We start from the raw sequence: 18,700 nt of genomic DNA, 5'->3' as shown, positions 1-18,700 counted from the left end.
CTCAAATCCTCTCCCAAAATCGTATTACCCAGAAGCTTTACAGTTATCTGCAGACTCTCATCCATAAGCTTTAAAAGTAAATTAAAATAAACCTTTAGCGATTACACACTCCCTTTCAGCTGCCATCCTTTTTTATCTTTCATTTTCAACCTTAAGTAGATATTTTCAACCGTAGGTATTGCGATATGGCATAACCCTTCTTATCTCATAGGTAGTAGAAACAGTATGGAACAAGTTTTTCAATGGGTTAAGAATACATAAATCAAGAATCTTATAAAAGAAATAGGAAATCGTAATCTAAATTAATAAAAATAATTAAGGAATAATAAAGACAATGAACTTAGAGCAGGATTATATTGATTTATTTTCACAGAAAAGAAAAGGCCACATGGGTAAATACATTTATATGTATAGACCAGCGATTTATGATGAGATAATCAAGCAGGATGCTTACTACCCATTTAAGATGGAAAGTGAGCTGTTAATCCAGATGGCGAATCATATTTGTGAAAATTTTGAGAATGTTAGGCATGTATTAGAGCTTGGGCCTGGATCTCGTATTCCAATCTTATCGAAAACCGTTCCCTTTTTGAAAACCTTAAAATCTAAAATTGGAGCTTTCACCTATACGGCGGTAGATTCTACCTTAGAATATGCCGAGCAAGCTTGTGCTCTTGTCGAACAGAACATTGATAATATTAAAACAAACCCGTTAGAAATTGATTTTTTACAACCTAATGCTTTTGATACTGCTAGAAGTGGAGATCATCCCCATCACAATAGGCTGATGATATGTTTTGGGCAGCCCATATTTGCTAATAACGATGACAATGATATTGAGATATTGCTCAGGAGTATTGGGCGCTTCTTAAACCAAGGCGATTACCTTTTATTTGGAGTTGATAAGAATAATGATGAGGTTCTTTTAGAGAGTGCATATAATATAAAACCCATTCAGGAACTTCTCTTGAACTCAATGTACCATTTAAAACTCACACTTAATCTAGAAAGCTTTGACCCAGAAGCCTTTAAGCTTACCTGTAAATGGGATAATAAAGAAAATAAAGTAGAGCTTTCCTTAAAAGCTACTACTCAGCAGATTATAAAGATTAGAGAGCAAGAGCTATTGATAGATAAAGGACAACAATTCAATATTTTAAATTCAAGAAGACCAGTTATTGAAGCTATTAGAAAATTCCTTGCCCAGGAAAACTTGATAATAAAAAATGTAATCTCTTTAAATTCTGATGCAAGCAATACCTTTTCTATCATCATCGCACAGAAACATTCAAGCCTCTGACATCTGGTCTTTTTTTTATATCTTAGTAAGATTATTTTACTAAGATGGTCACATACTCTTAACAAGTGTAAGTATAAAAAGGATAGTCGAATGAGCCTCACCAACAAGTTTCTTAAATTTTTAAATCGAAGAGTAGAAGGGTTTGGGGGTGCTCAATATAAGACTTTCGGTATTTTTGGTGTTATTAATTATCCTTTGGGTTACTATATCCTTCACCTTTTAGGAGCGGACGAGAGTGTGATAGCTCGCCTATGTGCTGCATTGATCTCCTTTCCTCTAATTTTTACAAAGCGCTGGCCTATCCAATTTAAAAAGTACCTTAATCTATATTGGTTTTTAACTCTCCTCTATTGCTTACCGATTTTTACTACTTATACTTTACTAAAAAACCAGTTATCTAATGAATGGCTACTAAATTTTTCTATCGGATTATTTATTCTTTTCCTCATAGTAGATTATGTTCTTTTAATTATTCTTTACGTGGTAGGAATTCTTTTAGGATATCTACTTTTCATTTTTACTGGCCAAGAAGTTGTGTTTCAACACGGTCTACCAACTAATTTTATGTATATTTATGGAGCCATGATCGTTCTTGGATGTATCTTCTCACGCAACAAAGGAATCCTGGAAAAAGAAAGGCTCCAAACCATGAAGATGGTTGCGGGCACGGTGGCCCATGAGATGCGCACACCATTAGCAGCGATTGAAGCCGCAGCCGAGGGTTTGAAAATGCACCTACCCACTCTTATTGAGACTCAGAAAGCAGCACAAGAAGAAGGGCGCACTCAATCTTCTCTTAGCAAAAACAAATTACAGCTGTTAGCTGAAATCCCGGATGAGATAAAAGGAACAGCGAGGAGTGCATTCACAGTTATCGATATGCTCCTCATGAATTTAAAAGAAGATGTATCTGAAGCTGCTTTTGAAAAATGCTCGATCCTGCACTGTGTTCAAACTGCGCTGCATGATTATTCTTTAAGGGATGAAGATAAAGAGCTTATTACTGTAGAAATAGAGCAAGATTTTGAATTTTACGCTCATCCCCTGACCTTCAAACATGTTCTCTTCAATCTGCTCAAGAATGCCCTTTATTATATTAAAGCTGCCAATAAAGGAAAGATCACCATTTGGACGGAAAAAGGGGAGAAGGTAAACCGATTATATTTTGAAGATACGGGAAAAGGAATTTCTGAAGACTACCTCCCTTATATCTTTGATCAATTCTCTACTCGCACTTCTCATGGAACGGGTGTTGGTCTTGCCTTTTGTCGAATGGTTATGACTAAATTGGGTGGCGATATTACCTGTGAATCGGTTGAAGGAGAGTATACAAGATTCATCCTAACCTTTCCTGCTTTGACGGAAGACAAGCCCCCCTATTGATTGAGTCTGCTTCTTATTTTTCTTGTTGGGATTGCTCAAAAGAGTAAAGATTCAGCGCCTTCTCAAGCCCTGGATGGGGGACATATGCCACATAATAAGGCTGATTACCTTCTAGGATGTCAAGGGTATGGACATAATCTTTCCAGTTATGAGCATTAATTTCAATCTGTCCTTTACCATAAAAAGGATAGCAGAGGGTTTTGCGATCTTCTTCTATATCCTTTATTAAATCTGCATAACTGGGGTCTTCAAGGTCAATAAATTCCCCTAGAGTGGCATAAGTATTGATCTGATTATCTTCTAACGTTTCAGCGGTAAAGGCATACAGAGTACTTACTTCTCCTTTACGAGAGAGACAGATAAACCCTCCAACAGGCTCTTTGAGATAATATTCGCAGATCTTGTGTTCCTTTATCAATTCCTCAAAATACTTGATAAAGACCGAATCGTAAAAAGCAGTTTCATTTGGATTTGTAGAATTGATTTCTTTAAGGATACTTCCCACCAGAACATCAGTTAGGGTTTTAAAGTATGCTATTTGGCTGGTACGAATAAAGTCATTAATAACTTTAGCTTTATTGGGTTCCTGTTTCTTAATATAGCCATGAATTAAGCCTTTGTTAAAGGCCTGAATAGCTAAGTCTTCATCAGCTACCCCTGTAAACAAAATCTTGCGGATATAAGGGTTCTTTATTCTTTCGCAGAATTCTAATCCATTCATTGCCGGCATTTGAAAATCCACAATAACGGTTGAGACTTCAGCGTGGCGTCTTGGATTATACATGGCTTTATATATTTCATAAATCCTTGTGTCGGACGAAGAAATATTGGAAGCAATAAAATCGGTAGGGACAGAACTGTTAATTAAGTCTAAGGCCTTGTATGGGTCTGTAAAAAAGTCATAACTGGCCACATCATCATCTAAGAATGAATTGATAACTTTTAAGACTCCTCCATCATCATCGACAAAGACAACTTTGGTAGGGAAATAACAGCATAGTAGCGAATTCATTTGGTTATCCTTCTTATAGTTTATCTATCCGCAGTTAGTTTGCCACAAAGTAGTTAATAATAAATATATTTCGAAACTGCAAGCTTGAATAAGCTTAAAAATTAAGCAAAGGGGTGAATGAGTTGTTTTTTGCCGCTTATAGGTTAACAAACTCTTAATATATAGCCGAGTTATCCCCAGAATTGTGGATAACTTTTCAGTTGTAGAAGTGAGGTTCCACATTTAAGCAAGTAAAATTAGCTACTATTTAAGCGTAAGGTCTTTTAATTAAAGCTAAGAATATCAGGCATTCTACAAACTAAGATAAGTTTGAAGATTGCAGAGAACGTCTTGGTTAAGCATCTCTGTAATTATTGAGAAGAGCTATTCTAAGCTCTATAAAGTTAATGTTGACCAAAACTAAAAGCTCGCAGCATGGTCTGCTCCTTCACAGCAATAAAAGGATTGAGTAGAGTTCGGGAAGATAAATATTACAAGCATGGCATCTGGAATTTGAGGTAAAACTTTGACAGATTTTGCTTTACCGTTCAGGAAGGAATACAAGTCAAGCGAGTATTATAAGGATATCTTTTCATCTGAGAAGGGAGCTTTTTTAGCTTAGCTCGAAATAGTGTAGGTATCATGGATCTGGAATCTCGGAGGATGGGAGACTAGGACCATAAAATTTTTACTTGGTTTGTTACTTTTAATGATATATGTAATTACCTTGGCCAGCTTTAAAAAGGTAAAACCTATCTTTTATCTGAAATGTCTATCTCTTCTATAAAAACTTTAAAACAAAATTTTTTCTTCTGCTTAATTCTTCCTTTACCACTTCTTAGTATATTATCCCTTAGCTAGTATGAAATCCCTAGATAGGAAGCATGCATATTGCCACTTTTAATATACGCATGGGAGAAAGCTACGATTATGGAAGCTACTATTTTTTTGGCATGTCGCTCATTTATGAAGCTCGCTCAATGGTGGCAAAGCATTAACCGCCAAAAATATCTTAGATTTTATAAATCAATGGGGCCTTTTCCAATAAAAGGGAAGAAAAATAAGCTTTCTACCCCCTTTATACAGAGCCGTCCCTTATCAAACTTAACAATGGCATTACCATTAATGGAGTATTGAATGTTAAAATTCTTAATCGCTTTAATTATTCCTACTTTAGGATATTCCCTTGGTGCTCCTGATCTAAAGGACCGTTGTGTAAGGTTCTGCTCAGATTGCTCTAAGCTTCCTAATAAGAATTTTTGTTTAGATCATTGCTCCTCAGTCTTAAATACTGAGCGTTGTCGTGCTACACCATCTATTATTAACAGTACAAACGATGCTGCTAACCAAGCTGGCCTTGATTTTAATGAAAAAATAGTAAGGTTAATGCAAGCTTATCCGAGTGCTCAACAAATCATAAACAATAAACATCGAATCAATGTTGGCTCTGAGCGGATTATAAGTCCTGCGGAGCTTGAAGATGTGTTAAGTACTCTATTCCAACTTCTAAAAATAACTAAAGAAAGTCTCACTAGTGCTGTTAGGGATATAAAGTCTCCCTCATTCCAAGTAAAATTGCAGCAATTGCAAGGGAGTTCTGTACAGATCTCTGCTAGCTTCGCTGACGCGATGGAAGCAGCAAGTTGGCTTAAGGTGAATTGGGCGGCTATTAATTCGCATTATAAGGAATATTATCGCCTTCCTGAAATGGAGATGTACAGAATTAGTAACGTCCAAAACTGGGCGGACGACATCTTAAAATCAATAAAAATGATTTATATCCATGCTAACAGCTTTAATATACTTCAACGCTCGCAGAGGCCAGAATCCTTAGCGCAGAGGCCTATACCTATTAGTAATGATATGGATCACAACCAACGTCTTGAACGCCAAAGCCAGGTTCTGAAGAAATTACAGATGGAAAATGCTCAATCGCTCCAAGAGCTTACTAGTAAAGCAAATACTGCTCCTATTGTAATTAAGTCCTGTTACAGGCAATGTCGGGCGTCTGTGTGTGGCAAAAACTTCAACGTTTTCAAACAGTGCATGGACAGCTGCCCCGAGAAGAGCAGAGTTAATTGTGAAAAAGCTGGCAAAGCCAGCAATTTCTGGTTCCAATACCAGCTGCAAAAGGCCAACGAGACACAATAACAAGGACTTAAGGGCCCGAAGTATAAGTACCAGCGCTTCAACAATAGGACTTGCTTAATATAGCTGTGTAGTCTAGGTGGGACTATGCAGCTTCTTCGGTTATTGATTGCTTATATTTGCCTTTATGAGGTTTGGAGAGGATCTTGATCAATTCAACCTCCATCTCTTCTCCGAACACATAAGTTGCCTTAGCTCAATATCTCCTATCCCTTAAGCATTAAACTTTTTACAGCTAGGGTTGAGACGCCATATTTAGCAAATAAGCTTAGAACGTAGAATTTTGTATTACTTTGTTAAGTGATGTACAACGGAAGTGACTACTCCCCAAATGCGGAAATCCATGGATTGTGTAATATTCAAAGGAGCATAATGAGGATTAGCAGGCATTAAAACAACTTTTTCATCTCTCAGAAGTAATTGTTTTACAGTGATCTCTCCATTCACTGAGGCGATAACTATATGACCATCTTTAGGTGTTATTTCCCGATTCACAATAAGAATATCGTCACTGCAGATACCCGCTTCAATCATTGAGTCCCCACTTACTTGGACCACAAAGGATGAAGCAGGTGAAGGAATCAAGTGACTATGCAAATCTAAGGCTTCTTGATGATCATCAGCGCGATCAGGTAGCCCTGCAGCAACCTTACTCGAGAAAAAAGGTAACTGCATGTTACCAATGGGAGGCATGAAGATAGAATGAACATTCTCATGCCCTTTTGCCGTTAAAGCGAGAGTACTAAGATAATTATCAAGTGCAGAAGCTAGAGATTCAGGAATCCTTCGGGCTACAGTCTTTTCTCCAAATAGGCCTGAATTTTTCTTTCTGCCTGCTCCTGCTCTCGAGCCACCTCTTGCCATTTGTTATCCATTATTTTTGATTATCGTACATTAATCATAATAGAGATCTTCTTACTTTGTCTACCTTAAATCAGTACAATCTAGAATTTTTGTTCCCTTTAAATGATGAAGCAAGCCACCACTCCAAGGCTCTAACATGAAAAATTTACTAATTATAGAAGAGTAATAAAATTGAGCTCACATATAAAGGCATCCAGATTTTAGGAACCGGTAAAACTAAAAAGACACAGAGCACAGAGTAAGAACTGATAAAGTGAGCAATCCCAAAATGCTTTCTTACATAATAATAGGAGTTACTGCTGCTTAAATCGAGACGGGTAAAGAGGGGTTTTATTCTGTAACTTGTTATCAAGGATAAATTACATAGAAATAGGCTAAAGTTTATGCTTTAGCCTTTAATTTTATATTTTAATCAGTTAGTTATGCTCCTATTACTGAACTAAGCATTGTTGCTTAAATTCTAGTAAAGGCTCAAAATTTGCCTTATTAATGGCAACGATGATGGGATCATAATGGGTCTGAATAACAAAAGCAGCCCCATCAGCCTTGAGAATCGCTTCAAATTGTTCTCTAGAAATTGCAAAAGAGATAGCTTTCTCTTCCAGCTGTCTCCAATATATCCTTTTTGAAGCATTAGGCCAGATATCCTGAGCTGAAAATGGCCCTTTTACTTCCTCAAAAACTCTATGTTGCTGACCGTCAGGAAGTTTATCCTCTCGAATCATCTTTTCATTCTTATAAAGCTTTAAAATTACTCCAGGATGTTCGAGCGGATCTTCTAAAGGGTTCAGAGGAACAAATTCGATCCAAAATCTTAAATTGTGGTCATCTAAGCGCTTAATTCCCAACTGAGCTACTCTGCCTGTCACTTGCGCTAATAGCCCTCGAAAGACAGGGCTGTTCTGCGTAACTAACTTTGCTTGAGCCAAGACTAATTTACATTCAGATTTGCCTCTTTCTGATGCAGACTTAATAATAGAGTGATTCGCACATCCCGACAGAAGTAAGATTGACGAGAATATAGTGGCTGATAGAGATTTTGTCATCATTTTCTTTGGTTCCAATGGACACATTTACTTAAAAATTGCTTGAATGCTTCTTTATGGGATTCATTAAACTCACCGATAATTGGATCGTTGCCAGACTCAAAATAGAATCCCACTTTCTCAGAATTAGCTATTTTATGCAACTGGTCCGCTGTTAAACGGAAAGTAATAAGCGCATTAACCACGGGCATATCTAGGACAATTCCATAGGCTCCATAAATTCTTTGAGAATCATGAGTAATTGAGACATCCTGCCCCTGAAAAATCAATTCTTCTGTTTTCTGAGCAGGGTTAGTCATAGTAAATTTGAGTTTTGAACGGTGATCAAAGTTATCATAGTTCAAAAAGAGATTCTTTAAGATACGCGAAGTTAAGATAGCCTTAATAGTGCCATCAGGTTGAGATTCAAGAGTGATCTCAGTAATGCGGGAGGTGGAGACACGGCATTCATTTCGAATAAGGTAAGGATTTAATTTGCAGACTTTTGCTTTTTTAAATTCATCATAATTCTCAGTAATAACGGGTGTCTGGGAGCAGCCCATAAGGAGCAGTGATAATGCTGACATATAACAATATTTCATCTGTTTATTCCTAGTATTTATAGTGGTCACAACCTTAACCATCCCTCATGAAATGGTCAATCAATTAAAAGATGAGTCGCAGTATGAGTCCCTTATTACTCCTATTCCGTTTGACTGCTAACCACAAACTTTTAGCTACTACATTAAGTGACAGGTTAGATCTGATCTCAATGACTTAAGTGGCAACAATATACTTGCGATATTTTCTACCGTTATCCTCAAGCTTTAGAAAATAGTGCGACTGTTCGCAAGTTCTATGAATATTTATGTCTCTTTTTCAGAGCTGCTTTAAATAGAACGATAAAATAGCTTTTTAGGGATACATGTCTTAACTCAAGAACCCAGTCATTTTTCATCTGTTTCTTTCTCCTCCTAATAGGTATTTTCAAAGGATGAAAATTCAGAAGTTTATCTGAATAATATACTGAAACGTAGGGGGAGTATTATTATTGGAAAGATAGAAATGGCACCTCTCTAGGTTGCAAACAAAAGCTGACTAAAATGGCTGGTTTTAAATCCCCTGAAGAGATGATTGACAAAACTGACTATCAGATGCCGTGGAAAGAAGTGGCAAATACTTTAAGAGAAATGGGCCCAAGAATTGTAAAAACAGGAACCTCTGAAGAAATTATTGAAATACCTGCTCTCATAAAGGGGACTCAACTTACTATGTTAACTAATGAATCGCTTCTCTATGATAAAGATAGAAACATTGTTGGAATTCTAGGACATCATTGAATATACGGCTCTCAAAGAATTAGAGAAACGGGTGGTTAAAGCCATAAAAGTGGCTACTATTGCGCAAGAAAAGCAACAATCTTTTAGAGTACAAGCTGCAGCAATAGTCCATAAGACGCGAATTCGCGTAGGCGGCGCTAATCATATGGCTGAAGGTTTGAAAATGCATCTACTTACACTTATAAGTAGCCGAGAGATCCCACAGCAGAAAGATTCTAATGTTCATTACATTAATGAGATTATTTTACAGTCTCTTAAGCACACGGCATCAAATTTAGAGAGATTAGCTAGAAATGCATTGACTATTATCTATACACTTTTAATTAATCTGCAAGAAGTCCGCAATAAGATTGAACTTGAAAGGTGCCTTATATCCGACTGCTTAGTATCGGCATTCAATGCTGCCTCACTCCCAGAGCAAGAAAATAGCTTAGCTGCTGAGATGACTGACCACCTCTGTACCACTATATTTCTTGCTGATACTTCTCGAAAGAAGAGACCTCTGAAGAGTTGATATAGTCAACTTCCGATACATAAGCGAGGTAATAAGTATTTTTCCCCTGCACAACATGAATAGGGTAAGCATACTCTTCCCAATTATTAGCATCTGGATGCTGGTTATTTCCATGGAAGGGAAAGCAGAGGGTTTTGCGATTTTCTTCTAAGTCTTTAATCAGAGAAGAGATCCTTTTATTTTTAGAGATTTCCTGCTCAAGTGTCACAATGTATCCTGATTGTACATCATCAAAGATTTCGTTACTTAGGGAATAGAGGGCGCTGACTTTACCTTGAGCTGTCAGAAACACAAATCCACCCATACTTTGATTAAAGTAATACTCAGAGATATTATTTTTCTCTATCAACTCATTAAAATACTTTATAAAAGCAGAATCATAAAGCGGAGAGTCCCTATGATCATCATAAATAATATCTTTCTTGATTAGAATTTCGAGCGAAACATCTGTGAGAGCCTTAAAATATTTCAGTTGGCTCTTAATAATAAAATCTCTAAATGTTGAAGCCTGATTCGGGTCTTGCTTGCGGATATATCCATCAATGAGCCCTTTATTAAAAGCTTCAATTGCTAACCTCTCATCAGCAACTCCGGTATTCAGAACCTTACGAATGTAAGGATTTTCTAATTTTTCACAAAACTCTAATCCCTTCATACCCGGCATATCATAGTCAACAATAACTGTTGATACTTCTTCATAGCGCTCAGGGTTAAAGATGGAGAGATATATTTCCTCGTTTCTTTGTTTACGGTCTGGGAATGCGGAAGGTAAAAAATCTATACCTTTCCCTCTATTTATAAATTCTAAAGCTTTGTACGGATTATCGAAAAAATCATAGCTAGCAATCTTATGATCAAGAATCTGTATCAAAGGTTGTAAAAAAAGAGGATTATCATCGATGAAAACGACTTTAGTAGGAAAATAACAGCAGAGTAATGAATTCATTTGGTTATCCTTGTGATTTATCTTTTCGCGCTTAGTTTGCCACAAAATAGTTAATAGTAAATATATTTCGCATCTTTAAAACAGGATAAGCTTAAAAAATAAGCAAAGGGTTGAACAAGACTGTTTTTTTGCCGATCATAAGTTAACAAGCTCTTAATATATAATTGAATTATCCCCTGAATTGTGGATAGCTTTTCAGCTGAATGGAGAATGTTCACCCTTTAGGCAAACAAAAGCAAGTAATATTTAGTGGTAGGATCGTTTATTAAAAGCTACTTGTAAATTGCATCTTTATAAGGGTGCACTATGCTTAAAGGATCTATTTTTTAACTTAGTTCTATTTTCGATTCCCTAAGTAGAAGAACTTTCAGAAGATAAGAAAATCCAGTTTTATACTCAATCCTATTCTCTAATTCCATAAAGGTTTAAAGGCCTTCCTTTTTAAGATAGATTAAAGTTAATACGCACGGCTCTCCTTAATAATTGTGAAGAGTAAAGATCATCTGCATCCTCTAAGATCTGAACAAGTATCTTCCTATTTCTTCCTATATAACGATAAAATCAGAGCAATAAATATGAGTAGCTCGAGTAGGAGGGCAAGATATAAAATTATTAACCACGTGCGGGTTTCAATAAAAAGTGTATCCTTTTATATGCTCGGTTTAATTTAACTCTTAAAACCGATAATTGAGCTCTAGGAGTAAGCGATTTAAGCGTTCAGAAGAAGACCATTCATTATTATAGTTCAGGCTTAAGGACAGGTCCTCAGTTAAGGCGGCCGCAATACCAAGGCCGGCCTGTATCGTGTTTCCATAAGACACACTCATATTTTGCGGTGCCTCTTGGCCGTGGGGCAGAAGATTATACTGACTGGCATAATTAGGCGAGCCTTTGCTGACATATAAGCTATTCAAGCTTTGGCTCATCGGCATTGCTAAGCGCGAGACCATCTGAGAGATCTGCTTAGAGGCAGTGTTTTTCTTCTTAGTGTTGCGCAGGCGCTTTAAGGTCTCTTCCGTGGTAAAGGAAGAGAAGAGCTCGTCAGCTTGACTGAGTTCAGACTTGCCCATCGTTCCCCCAATCAAGACATTGGCAGATGGCTGCAGCTGATTTAAGGCTTCGTATAATTCATTGAGGGGTAGAGTAGCCAAAACATCCAGAAGCTGACCCAGCTGGGAGCCAGGGGGGGGATTATGGCGGATAATATAATCGGCCACCCCTCCAGCATTGCCCTCTGTTACCACTTGGTTGAGTGTAAAGGACTGGACAGCCGTTAATTGCACACTATTGGCCATATAATTGAGCGTATATTTGAGCATAGCAGAGGAGGAAGTGACTGTATTAAATTGGGTAACAATAGGGTTGCCCGCTGTCAAAATGGTATAAGTCTTAGGCGTTGTGTAGGTGCCAGCTTGAGGCAGGATGTTGAGCGTTCCTCCTAGAGTTGTAGTTCCTGTCACTTGGATCAAATCGGACTGGCTGGCATCATTAATTTCACAGTTATAAGTTCCATTAGTATTATCAAAGTTTGCTAAAACCTGAACAGTACCAATGGAGTTGCCAGGCTTAATGATTCCGGTATTTATAAGATTATTAACCGTGGCGTTCCCAGTGAAACGCGCCACATTGGCCACAGTAACATTAGAGTTAGGCAGGGATCCGTTCACTTTCAACTCACCTGCGTTGGCTACTACGTCGCCCGAGTAACCCGGATTGACCGTGGTGATCTGCAACGTTCCCGTTCCATCTTTCGTCAAATCTCCGGTACCGGTCAGGCTTCCTGTTAACGTCGCAGTGTTGCCATTCGTATCAATAATGCCACTGGCGGTCAAAGCGATGGGATTGGCAACATTGGTTAAGTTGGCGGCAATGATCAATTTAGTACCGCTATTATTGAAAGAAAATGCTCCAGCTCCTAAGCCTTGGTTGTCCCCCAGCGCCACCGTATCATCGTCAAGAATAATGCCATTAAAAGCGTTAGCACTGGCCAGAGTTAAGACACCACTGCCAAGCTTTCTTAAGGTCGACGTTCCAGTAATTGTACCGCTTAAAGTTACATCATATCCTTGAGTATCCAAGTTACTGTTGGCATTAACAGTAATAGCATTGGCAATCGCTCCACTCAAAGCTGAACCAATTTCGAGTGTTGTCCCTATCCCAGCAAAGATAATGGCCCCCGTCCCTACCCCTTGCTGATGCGTAATACGGACTGTCCCATTGGTAAGCGTCGTACCACCGCCGGTGGTCCCAGCATAAGTATTAACGCCAGACACGGTTAAGGTCTTGGCACTCGCACCACCATTGATGACAGACAAGGTATCGCCGCCGGCAGAGAGAATCCCACTCAAAGTTCCATCGTAGCCGCTCAGATCAAGGGTACTGGTCTGGGCTGTCGATAACGCAATTGGGTTAGTAAGACTATACGCCCCGCCAAGGCTTAATGTCCCCGCACTACTGGCTGTGCCAAGAGTTACAGCTCCGCTTCCCAAGGCGGTTGCATTCTTAATGACAAGGGTACCCTGATCAATGCTAAGGCCCCCCGTAAAAGTATTGGCTCCTGACAAGGTCGCCGTACCCGTACCGGTCTTAGTTAAAGATCCGCCAGCCCCTTGAATAGTGCCACCAAAATCAGCGGTGGTAGTACTGCTGCCAAACTTTAAGTCCTTACTCCCTAAATTGATTTGTCCTTGAGCACTATTTAAGTCACCCACTGTTAAAGAAGCAGGCGTAATACCACTAATATCGAAGATGGAGCTCGACGCGGCAAAACTTAAGTTAGAACTGCCTAAACTCCCATTGCCACTTAGAGCCGCAGTCACTAATGCGCCAATCGAGGTGGTGCCCGAATAGGTATTGGCGCCTGATAAGGAGAGCGTCCGTGGCGCCCCACCACTGTTGACTAATGCGAGTGTGGCGCCGCCCCCAGAAATGATCCCACTTAAAGTTGCGTTGAAATTATTTAAATCAATCGTACTGGTCTGCGCTGTGGATAGACTGATTGCATTAGCCACCGTGTAAGCGCCACTAAATTGGAGGGTTGCGGCATTACTTACTGTGCCTAAGGTGACAGCCCCACTGCCCAAGGCGCTAGCATTACCAATAATGACAGTACCTTGTTGGATCGCTGTACCTCCACTATAAGTGTTGGTGCCCGATAAGGTTAATGTCCCCGCGCCGGTCTTAGTAACACTAGCTCCCGTTAAAGTGCTCAAGCCGCCATCCAGAAGATTGCCAGCGATAGTGCCAGAGCTGAGAGATAAATTTTGATTGCCTAACTTAATGCTGCTCCCCGCAACAGCGGTAATGCTGCTCAAGGAAGGATTAGCCGCTCCATTACTGATATCATAGGTCGCGCCATTAGCAATACTGATACTGTTGGCAAGACTCGCTCCGGTATTCAGAGCCAAGGTGCCCGCCGCAATTGTCGTCGAGGACGGCGTATTTGCGCCGCTAATAACAGTGGTCCCAGTGCCTTGGAAAGTTACTGTATAGGCGCTCGTAATCGGATTACTAAAATAGCCGGTATAGCCGCCATTATGGAGGGTAGCATTGCCGGTCAAGATGACATTATTTGCGACCGGATTAGCCGCCGTAATAGTGTTTCCCAGTGCCAGCGTACTTCCTGACGCTAAGGAAACGTTACCCGTGCCTAATGCTTGATAATGACTTATGGCTAAGGTTCCAGCACTAATAGTGGTGCCACCGGTATAAGTATTAGCGCCGGATAACGTCGCCTTGCCACTGCCAACCTTGGTTAAAGAGCCGCCTGATCCTTGGATAACGCCCCCGAAATCAGCGGTAGTTGTGGCCGAGCCTAAGGTTAGGTTTTTATTTCCCAGCTCAACTTTACCCTGAGGACTGTTCAAATCAGCTATCGTGAAAGAAGCAGGAGTAATGCCGCTAATATCTAGAACAGAACTAGCAGCCGCAAAGCTTAAGTTAGAACTGCCCAAGCTGCCGTTACCACTTAAGGCCACGGTCACTAACGCACCAATCGAGGTGGTGCCTGAATAAGTATTAACACCGGATAGGGTTAAGGTCTTGGCTACCGCCCCACTATTGGCCAATGTTAGCGTAGCTCCGCCCGCAGAAATAATCCCACTTAAGGTTGTGTTAAAATTATTTAAATCAATAGTGCTGGTCTGGGCCGTTGATAATGCAATCGAGTTAGCAAGACTATAAGCACCGCCAAGCTTTAAGGTCCCAGCGCTACTTGCTGTGCCAAGAGTGACGGCTCCGCTTCCCAAGGCGCTAGCATTCTTGATGACAAGGGTACCCTGCTCAATGGCCACCCCACCTGTAAAGGTATTGGCGCCCGACAAGGTGGCTGTGCCTGTACCAGTCTTGGTTAAGGATCCGCCAGCACCTTGAATGATGCCCGCAAAATCGGCGGTGGTGGTACTGCTGCCAAATTTTAAATTCTTACTTCCTAAATTGATTTGTCCTTGAGCACTATTTAAGTCACCCACTGTTAAAGAAGCAGGAGTAATGCCACTAATATCGAAGATGGAACTCGAAGCGGCAAAACTTAAGTTAGAACTGCCTAAACTCCCACTACCACTTAGAGCCGCAGTCACTAAAGCTCCAATCGAAGTAGTGCCTGTGTAAGTATTAACACCAGATAAAGTTAAAGTCTTAGCACTAGCACCACTATTGACCAGTGCTAATGTGGCGCCGCCGCCAGAGATAATTCCACTTAAGGTTGCGTTGAAATTATTTAAATCAATCGTACTAGTCTGGACTGTTGATAGAGTGATTGCATTAGCCAACGTGTAAGCGCCACTAAATTGAAGGGTTGCGGCATTACTTAGTGTGCCTAAGGTGACAGCTCCACTTCCTAAGGCGCTAGCATTACCAATAACGACAGTACCTTGTTGAATCGCCGTACCCCCACTATAAGTGTTGGTGCCCGATAAAGTTAGCGTTCCAGATCCTGTCTTGGTAACACTGGCCCCCGTTAAAGTGCTCAAGCCGCCATCCAGAAGATTGCCAGCGATAGTTACAGAGCTGAGAGATAAATTTTGATTACCTAGATTTATACTGCTACCGGCAACAGCGGTGATGCTGCTTAAGGAAGGATTAGAGGCCCCATTACTGATATCATAGGTAGCGCCATTGGCAATGCTTATACTATTGGCAAGACTTGCCCCGGTATTGAGAGCCAAGATGCCGGCCGCAATCGTTGTCGAAGACGGTGTGTTGGCGCCGCTGATAACAGTGGTACCACTGCCTTGAAAAGTTATTGTGAAAGCATGAGTAAAAGGATTACTAAAATAGCCAGTATAGCTACCATTATCGATGGTAGCATTGCCGGTCAAGATGATAGTATTTGCTAAGGGGTTAGCCGACGTAATATTGCCTGTCAGTGCAAGCGTAGTGCCTGAAGCTAAGGAAACGTTACCTGTGCCCAAGGCTTGATAGTTACTTATGGCTAAGGTTCCAGCATTAACGATGGTGCCGCCCGAGTAACTGTTAATACCTGATAAGGTCAAAGTCCCAGAATTTATTTTAGTAAGCGAGTAAGCGCCTGTACTCGTGATATTGCCAGCTAGAGTCATATCATAAGTTTGATTATCAATTGTAGTATTACCAGCTAGGCTGAAAGCATTCGAAATATTACTGAGGTTCGCCCCTGCTTGCAACATTGTAGTTGCTGCTAATTTGACAGTTCCGGTGCCTAAAGCAGCGTTGTTGCTAATATTGATCGTTCCAGCGTTGACATCGGTACCTCCAATATAAGTACTAGCTGCTTTCAGAATAACCTTGTTAGTCCCAGAGACGACTAATTTAGCCCCCAGAGATGAACTGTTCCCATTATCATCGCCAATAGAACCATTAAAGGTTATATCTCCTGCTGCAGTGTTTAATGTCACTGGGGTCCCACTTGAAGAAGTACCCATAACAAATATATCTTGTCCTATAGCCAAAGGGGCTACCTTGGAACCAAATATAGGAGGATAATCGCTACCCCCTGAGCCGACCGCTACGCTATTCAGAGTACCTTGGCCAAACACAGCAGGACCAATTATTGACAGACTTCCTCCATTCCGCAGGAATAAAGCTCCCCCGAACCCAGCGCCACCGCCTCCTAAGTTATTATAGAGGTTTAGTGATCCTCCATAATTGGTAGCTGAGCTTCCATCGCCACCACCAAATCCCGGACCATTGAAATAGCCGGCACCGCCGCCGAATCCTCCGTTTCCAAAGCCACCCCCGCCGCCAAACCCGCCATTGCCCCCCCCACCACTACCACCACTCCAGCCGCCGCCGCCGCTGCCAAACCCGCCACTGCCTGAAGAACTATAGCCCCCGCCGCCCCCGCCGCCAAACCCGCCAGAGCTACCAGCTCCACTACTAGATGAACCGCCCCCGCCGCCGCCCAAACCTCCTTGACCCCCGCTCGGACTCACACCGCCACCGGAACCGCCTCCACTATTGCTACTCCCCGTGGCACCAGTAAAAGCAGTACCAAGAATTTGACCTATGCCATTACCACCAAACCCACCGCCGCCGCCGCCTACACTAGCGTTAGCAGCACTACCCGCATTGCCTATGCCGCCGCCGCCGCCGCCAGTCCCGTTATTTGTAGTATCACCCCCCTTTCCCCCAAGGCCCCCTCCACCACTACCACCGGCATTGCCACCGGCACTGACCAGGCCACCACCCCCTCTACATGAAAGAGTACCATTACTGCCTCCATTACCTCCTTGCGCTTTACAGTTAGTAAAGACAACATTGTTCACCGTGAGATTGGTATAGGAATTTGCAAAGCCCGCTCCCCCTGCTCCCATACCGCCCCCCTGACCATCACCGCCTTTTGCTAAAACATTTTGAATGATCATATCATTAAAAGTTACATTAAGCTGCTGGGTATAGCCGCTCGACGGTAAGTCATTTTGTGCTGCTGAGGTAGGTACAGGGCTTAAGAAAAAGCCACGATAAAGACTAGCACCATTAATGGTAACTCTATTATTACCATTGAAAGTCCAGGTTTTATTAATCGGAGCAGCGCTGGAGCTCGTACCATCGTAATTAGAAATCATGGGTAAATGATTACCAAGAGTAATTGTTTGAGCACTGCCAAAATTAAAGTTAATGATAATATTTGTGTTGTTAGAAGCATTAGCCGTTAGAATGGCTCCGCGCAAATCAAAGCCGCTTCCAGCAGAGCCTGCTGTTCCAATGGTAGGACTAGCTGGTGTATCAGTAGCTACAGTAACGTTATAAGTCTGAGTAGCTTTCACAATTGAAAAGTAGGTACTCAGAGTGAGGGTAGTTGCCAATATTTTTTTTAGCTTGAGGGTTTGCATTTGTTAAACAACAAAAGGCTTATTTATAAATATTTTTGCTTAATTTTAAGTAAAATAATATACTGTTAATAAAGGTTAACCAATTTGCTTATCATCCAGACTAATGACAAGTAGGGGTAATGGTAGAGAATTATTTTAAGTCCAGCTTTCACACTCTCTACAAGTGAGTCTTAAAAAATAGAAGGTATTTATCCCTCTGATAAAACATCGATCTTTGCGCTCATTAATAAAGCTCTCAACTTTTTAAAATTGAGCTGTGATCCTGCGCACACATATGCAATAAAAACTTCACGGCATTAGATAATAATTTTTATCTTAACCCTGGGTTATTAAGAAATTATAAAATACTTTTAAATGTATTCTTGCAAAATTATAGGAAATGAGGTATTCCCTATAATTGTGATAAAGAGAACAAATGTAATTTTGTTAAAGGCTAGCTTTCACAAAATTGAAGAATAAAGTAGTTTATACGCTGCACTAAGCAATTAACAAAGTATGCAAAGGTAGCATATTAGAGAGACTGCCCGAACTCTAGAGTAAACCCCTAAGATTATGTATTGAGCACGAGATTGTGTAAAACGTTATCGAGGTTCTATAGAAGACAATAAAAAGCGCATATTTAAAACTCTAGGTATTAGTAAAGTTCTTACAGAAAACACAATAATGCGATTCAATAAAAGGAGCAGATAGCTATTCTTCTCTTCGGTTAAACGAAAAGAGGAAGGAGAGAAGATATACTTATAAATATAATAAATGCCAAAAATTATATATAGAAATACATGGCCTAATATTATTTAAGCCTTCAAGAATTTATACAAACATTTAAAGATGCCATGATCTTTTCTCAATTACTGATAAAAAGGTTAGAAGAACCCCAAT

The 18,700-nt window shown here is 40.4% G+C and carries 11 protein-coding genes; 5 read left to right on the top strand and 6 right to left on the bottom strand.

The features are described from left to right. The first annotated feature begins 334 nt into the window (after positions 1–334). On the top strand, positions 335–1,300 hold the full coding sequence (locus tag HMO_RS0109690) for an L-histidine N(alpha)-methyltransferase (protein WP_010302144.1): 966 nt from the start codon (positions 335–337) through the stop codon (positions 1,298–1,300). 90 nt (positions 1,301–1,390) lie between these two features. Continuing rightward, on the top strand, positions 1,391–2,683 hold the full coding sequence (locus HMO_RS0109685; RefSeq protein WP_010302142.1) for a sensor histidine kinase: 1,293 nt from the start codon (positions 1,391–1,393) through the stop codon (positions 2,681–2,683). A 13-nt stretch (positions 2,684–2,696) separates the two neighbouring features. Here HMO_RS0109685 and HMO_RS0109680 read toward each other — a convergent pair whose 3' ends face one another. Next, complete coding sequence (locus tag HMO_RS0109680; RefSeq protein WP_010302140.1) at positions 2,697–3,695, bottom strand: response regulator; 999 nt, start codon at positions 3,693–3,695, stop codon at positions 2,697–2,699. Between the two features lie 1,116 nt (positions 3,696–4,811). On the opposite strand from HMO_RS0109680, the gene HMO_RS0109670 reads away from it, so the two are divergent. Next, positions 4,812–5,825: a hypothetical protein gene (locus HMO_RS0109670; RefSeq protein ID WP_010302135.1), complete on the top strand. Its 1,014-nt coding sequence runs from the start codon at positions 4,812–4,814 to the stop codon at positions 5,823–5,825. 285 nt (positions 5,826–6,110) lie between these two features. Here HMO_RS0109670 and HMO_RS0109660 read toward each other — a convergent pair whose 3' ends face one another. The 3 genes from HMO_RS0109660 to HMO_RS0109650 form a co-directional block, all read right to left on the bottom strand. After that, on the bottom strand, positions 6,111–6,686 hold the full coding sequence (locus HMO_RS0109660; RefSeq protein ID WP_010302127.1) for a LexA family protein: 576 nt from the start codon (positions 6,684–6,686) through the stop codon (positions 6,111–6,113). 431 nt (positions 6,687–7,117) lie between these two features. Continuing rightward, complete coding sequence (locus tag HMO_RS0109655; protein ID WP_139016868.1) at positions 7,118–7,735, bottom strand: hypothetical protein; 618 nt, start codon at positions 7,733–7,735, stop codon at positions 7,118–7,120. Beyond that, entirely contained in the window at positions 7,732–8,313 is a 582-nt protein-coding gene (locus tag HMO_RS0109650) for a hypothetical protein (protein ID WP_010302121.1), read from the bottom strand. Before HMO_RS0109650 ends, HMO_RS0109655 begins: the two co-directional genes overlap by 4 nt. Positions 8,314–8,814: 501 nt before the next feature. On the opposite strand from HMO_RS0109650, the gene HMO_RS0109645 reads away from it, so the two are divergent. Then, positions 8,815–9,051 (top strand): hypothetical protein, encoded by a 237-nt coding sequence (locus HMO_RS0109645; protein WP_010302118.1) that lies wholly within the window; start codon positions 8,815–8,817, stop codon positions 9,049–9,051. Between the two features lie 31 nt (positions 9,052–9,082). Further along, positions 9,083–9,565, top strand: coding sequence for a hypothetical protein (locus HMO_RS0109640; protein WP_010302114.1), 483 nt, complete (start codon positions 9,083–9,085; stop codon positions 9,563–9,565). Here HMO_RS0109640 and HMO_RS0109635 read toward each other — a convergent pair. Further along, positions 9,516–10,511, bottom strand: coding sequence for a response regulator (locus HMO_RS0109635; protein ID WP_010302113.1), 996 nt, complete (start codon positions 10,509–10,511; stop codon positions 9,516–9,518). The two genes, HMO_RS0109640 and HMO_RS0109635, sit on opposite strands and share 50 nt — an antisense overlap. Before the next feature lie 674 nt (positions 10,512–11,185). Then, positions 11,186–17,821: an autotransporter-associated beta strand repeat-containing protein gene (locus tag HMO_RS17095; RefSeq protein WP_010302109.1), complete on the bottom strand. Its 6,636-nt coding sequence runs from the start codon at positions 17,819–17,821 to the stop codon at positions 11,186–11,188. Positions 17,822–18,700: the final 879 nt, after the last annotated feature.

The organism is Candidatus Odyssella thessalonicensis L13 (genome assembly GCF_000190415.1).
Lineage (GTDB): Bacteria > Pseudomonadota > Alphaproteobacteria > Paracaedibacterales > Paracaedibacteraceae > Paracaedibacter > Paracaedibacter thessalonicensis.
Note: the sequence above shows the minus strand (reverse complement) of the source record. Positions and strands in the feature narration are given on the sequence as shown.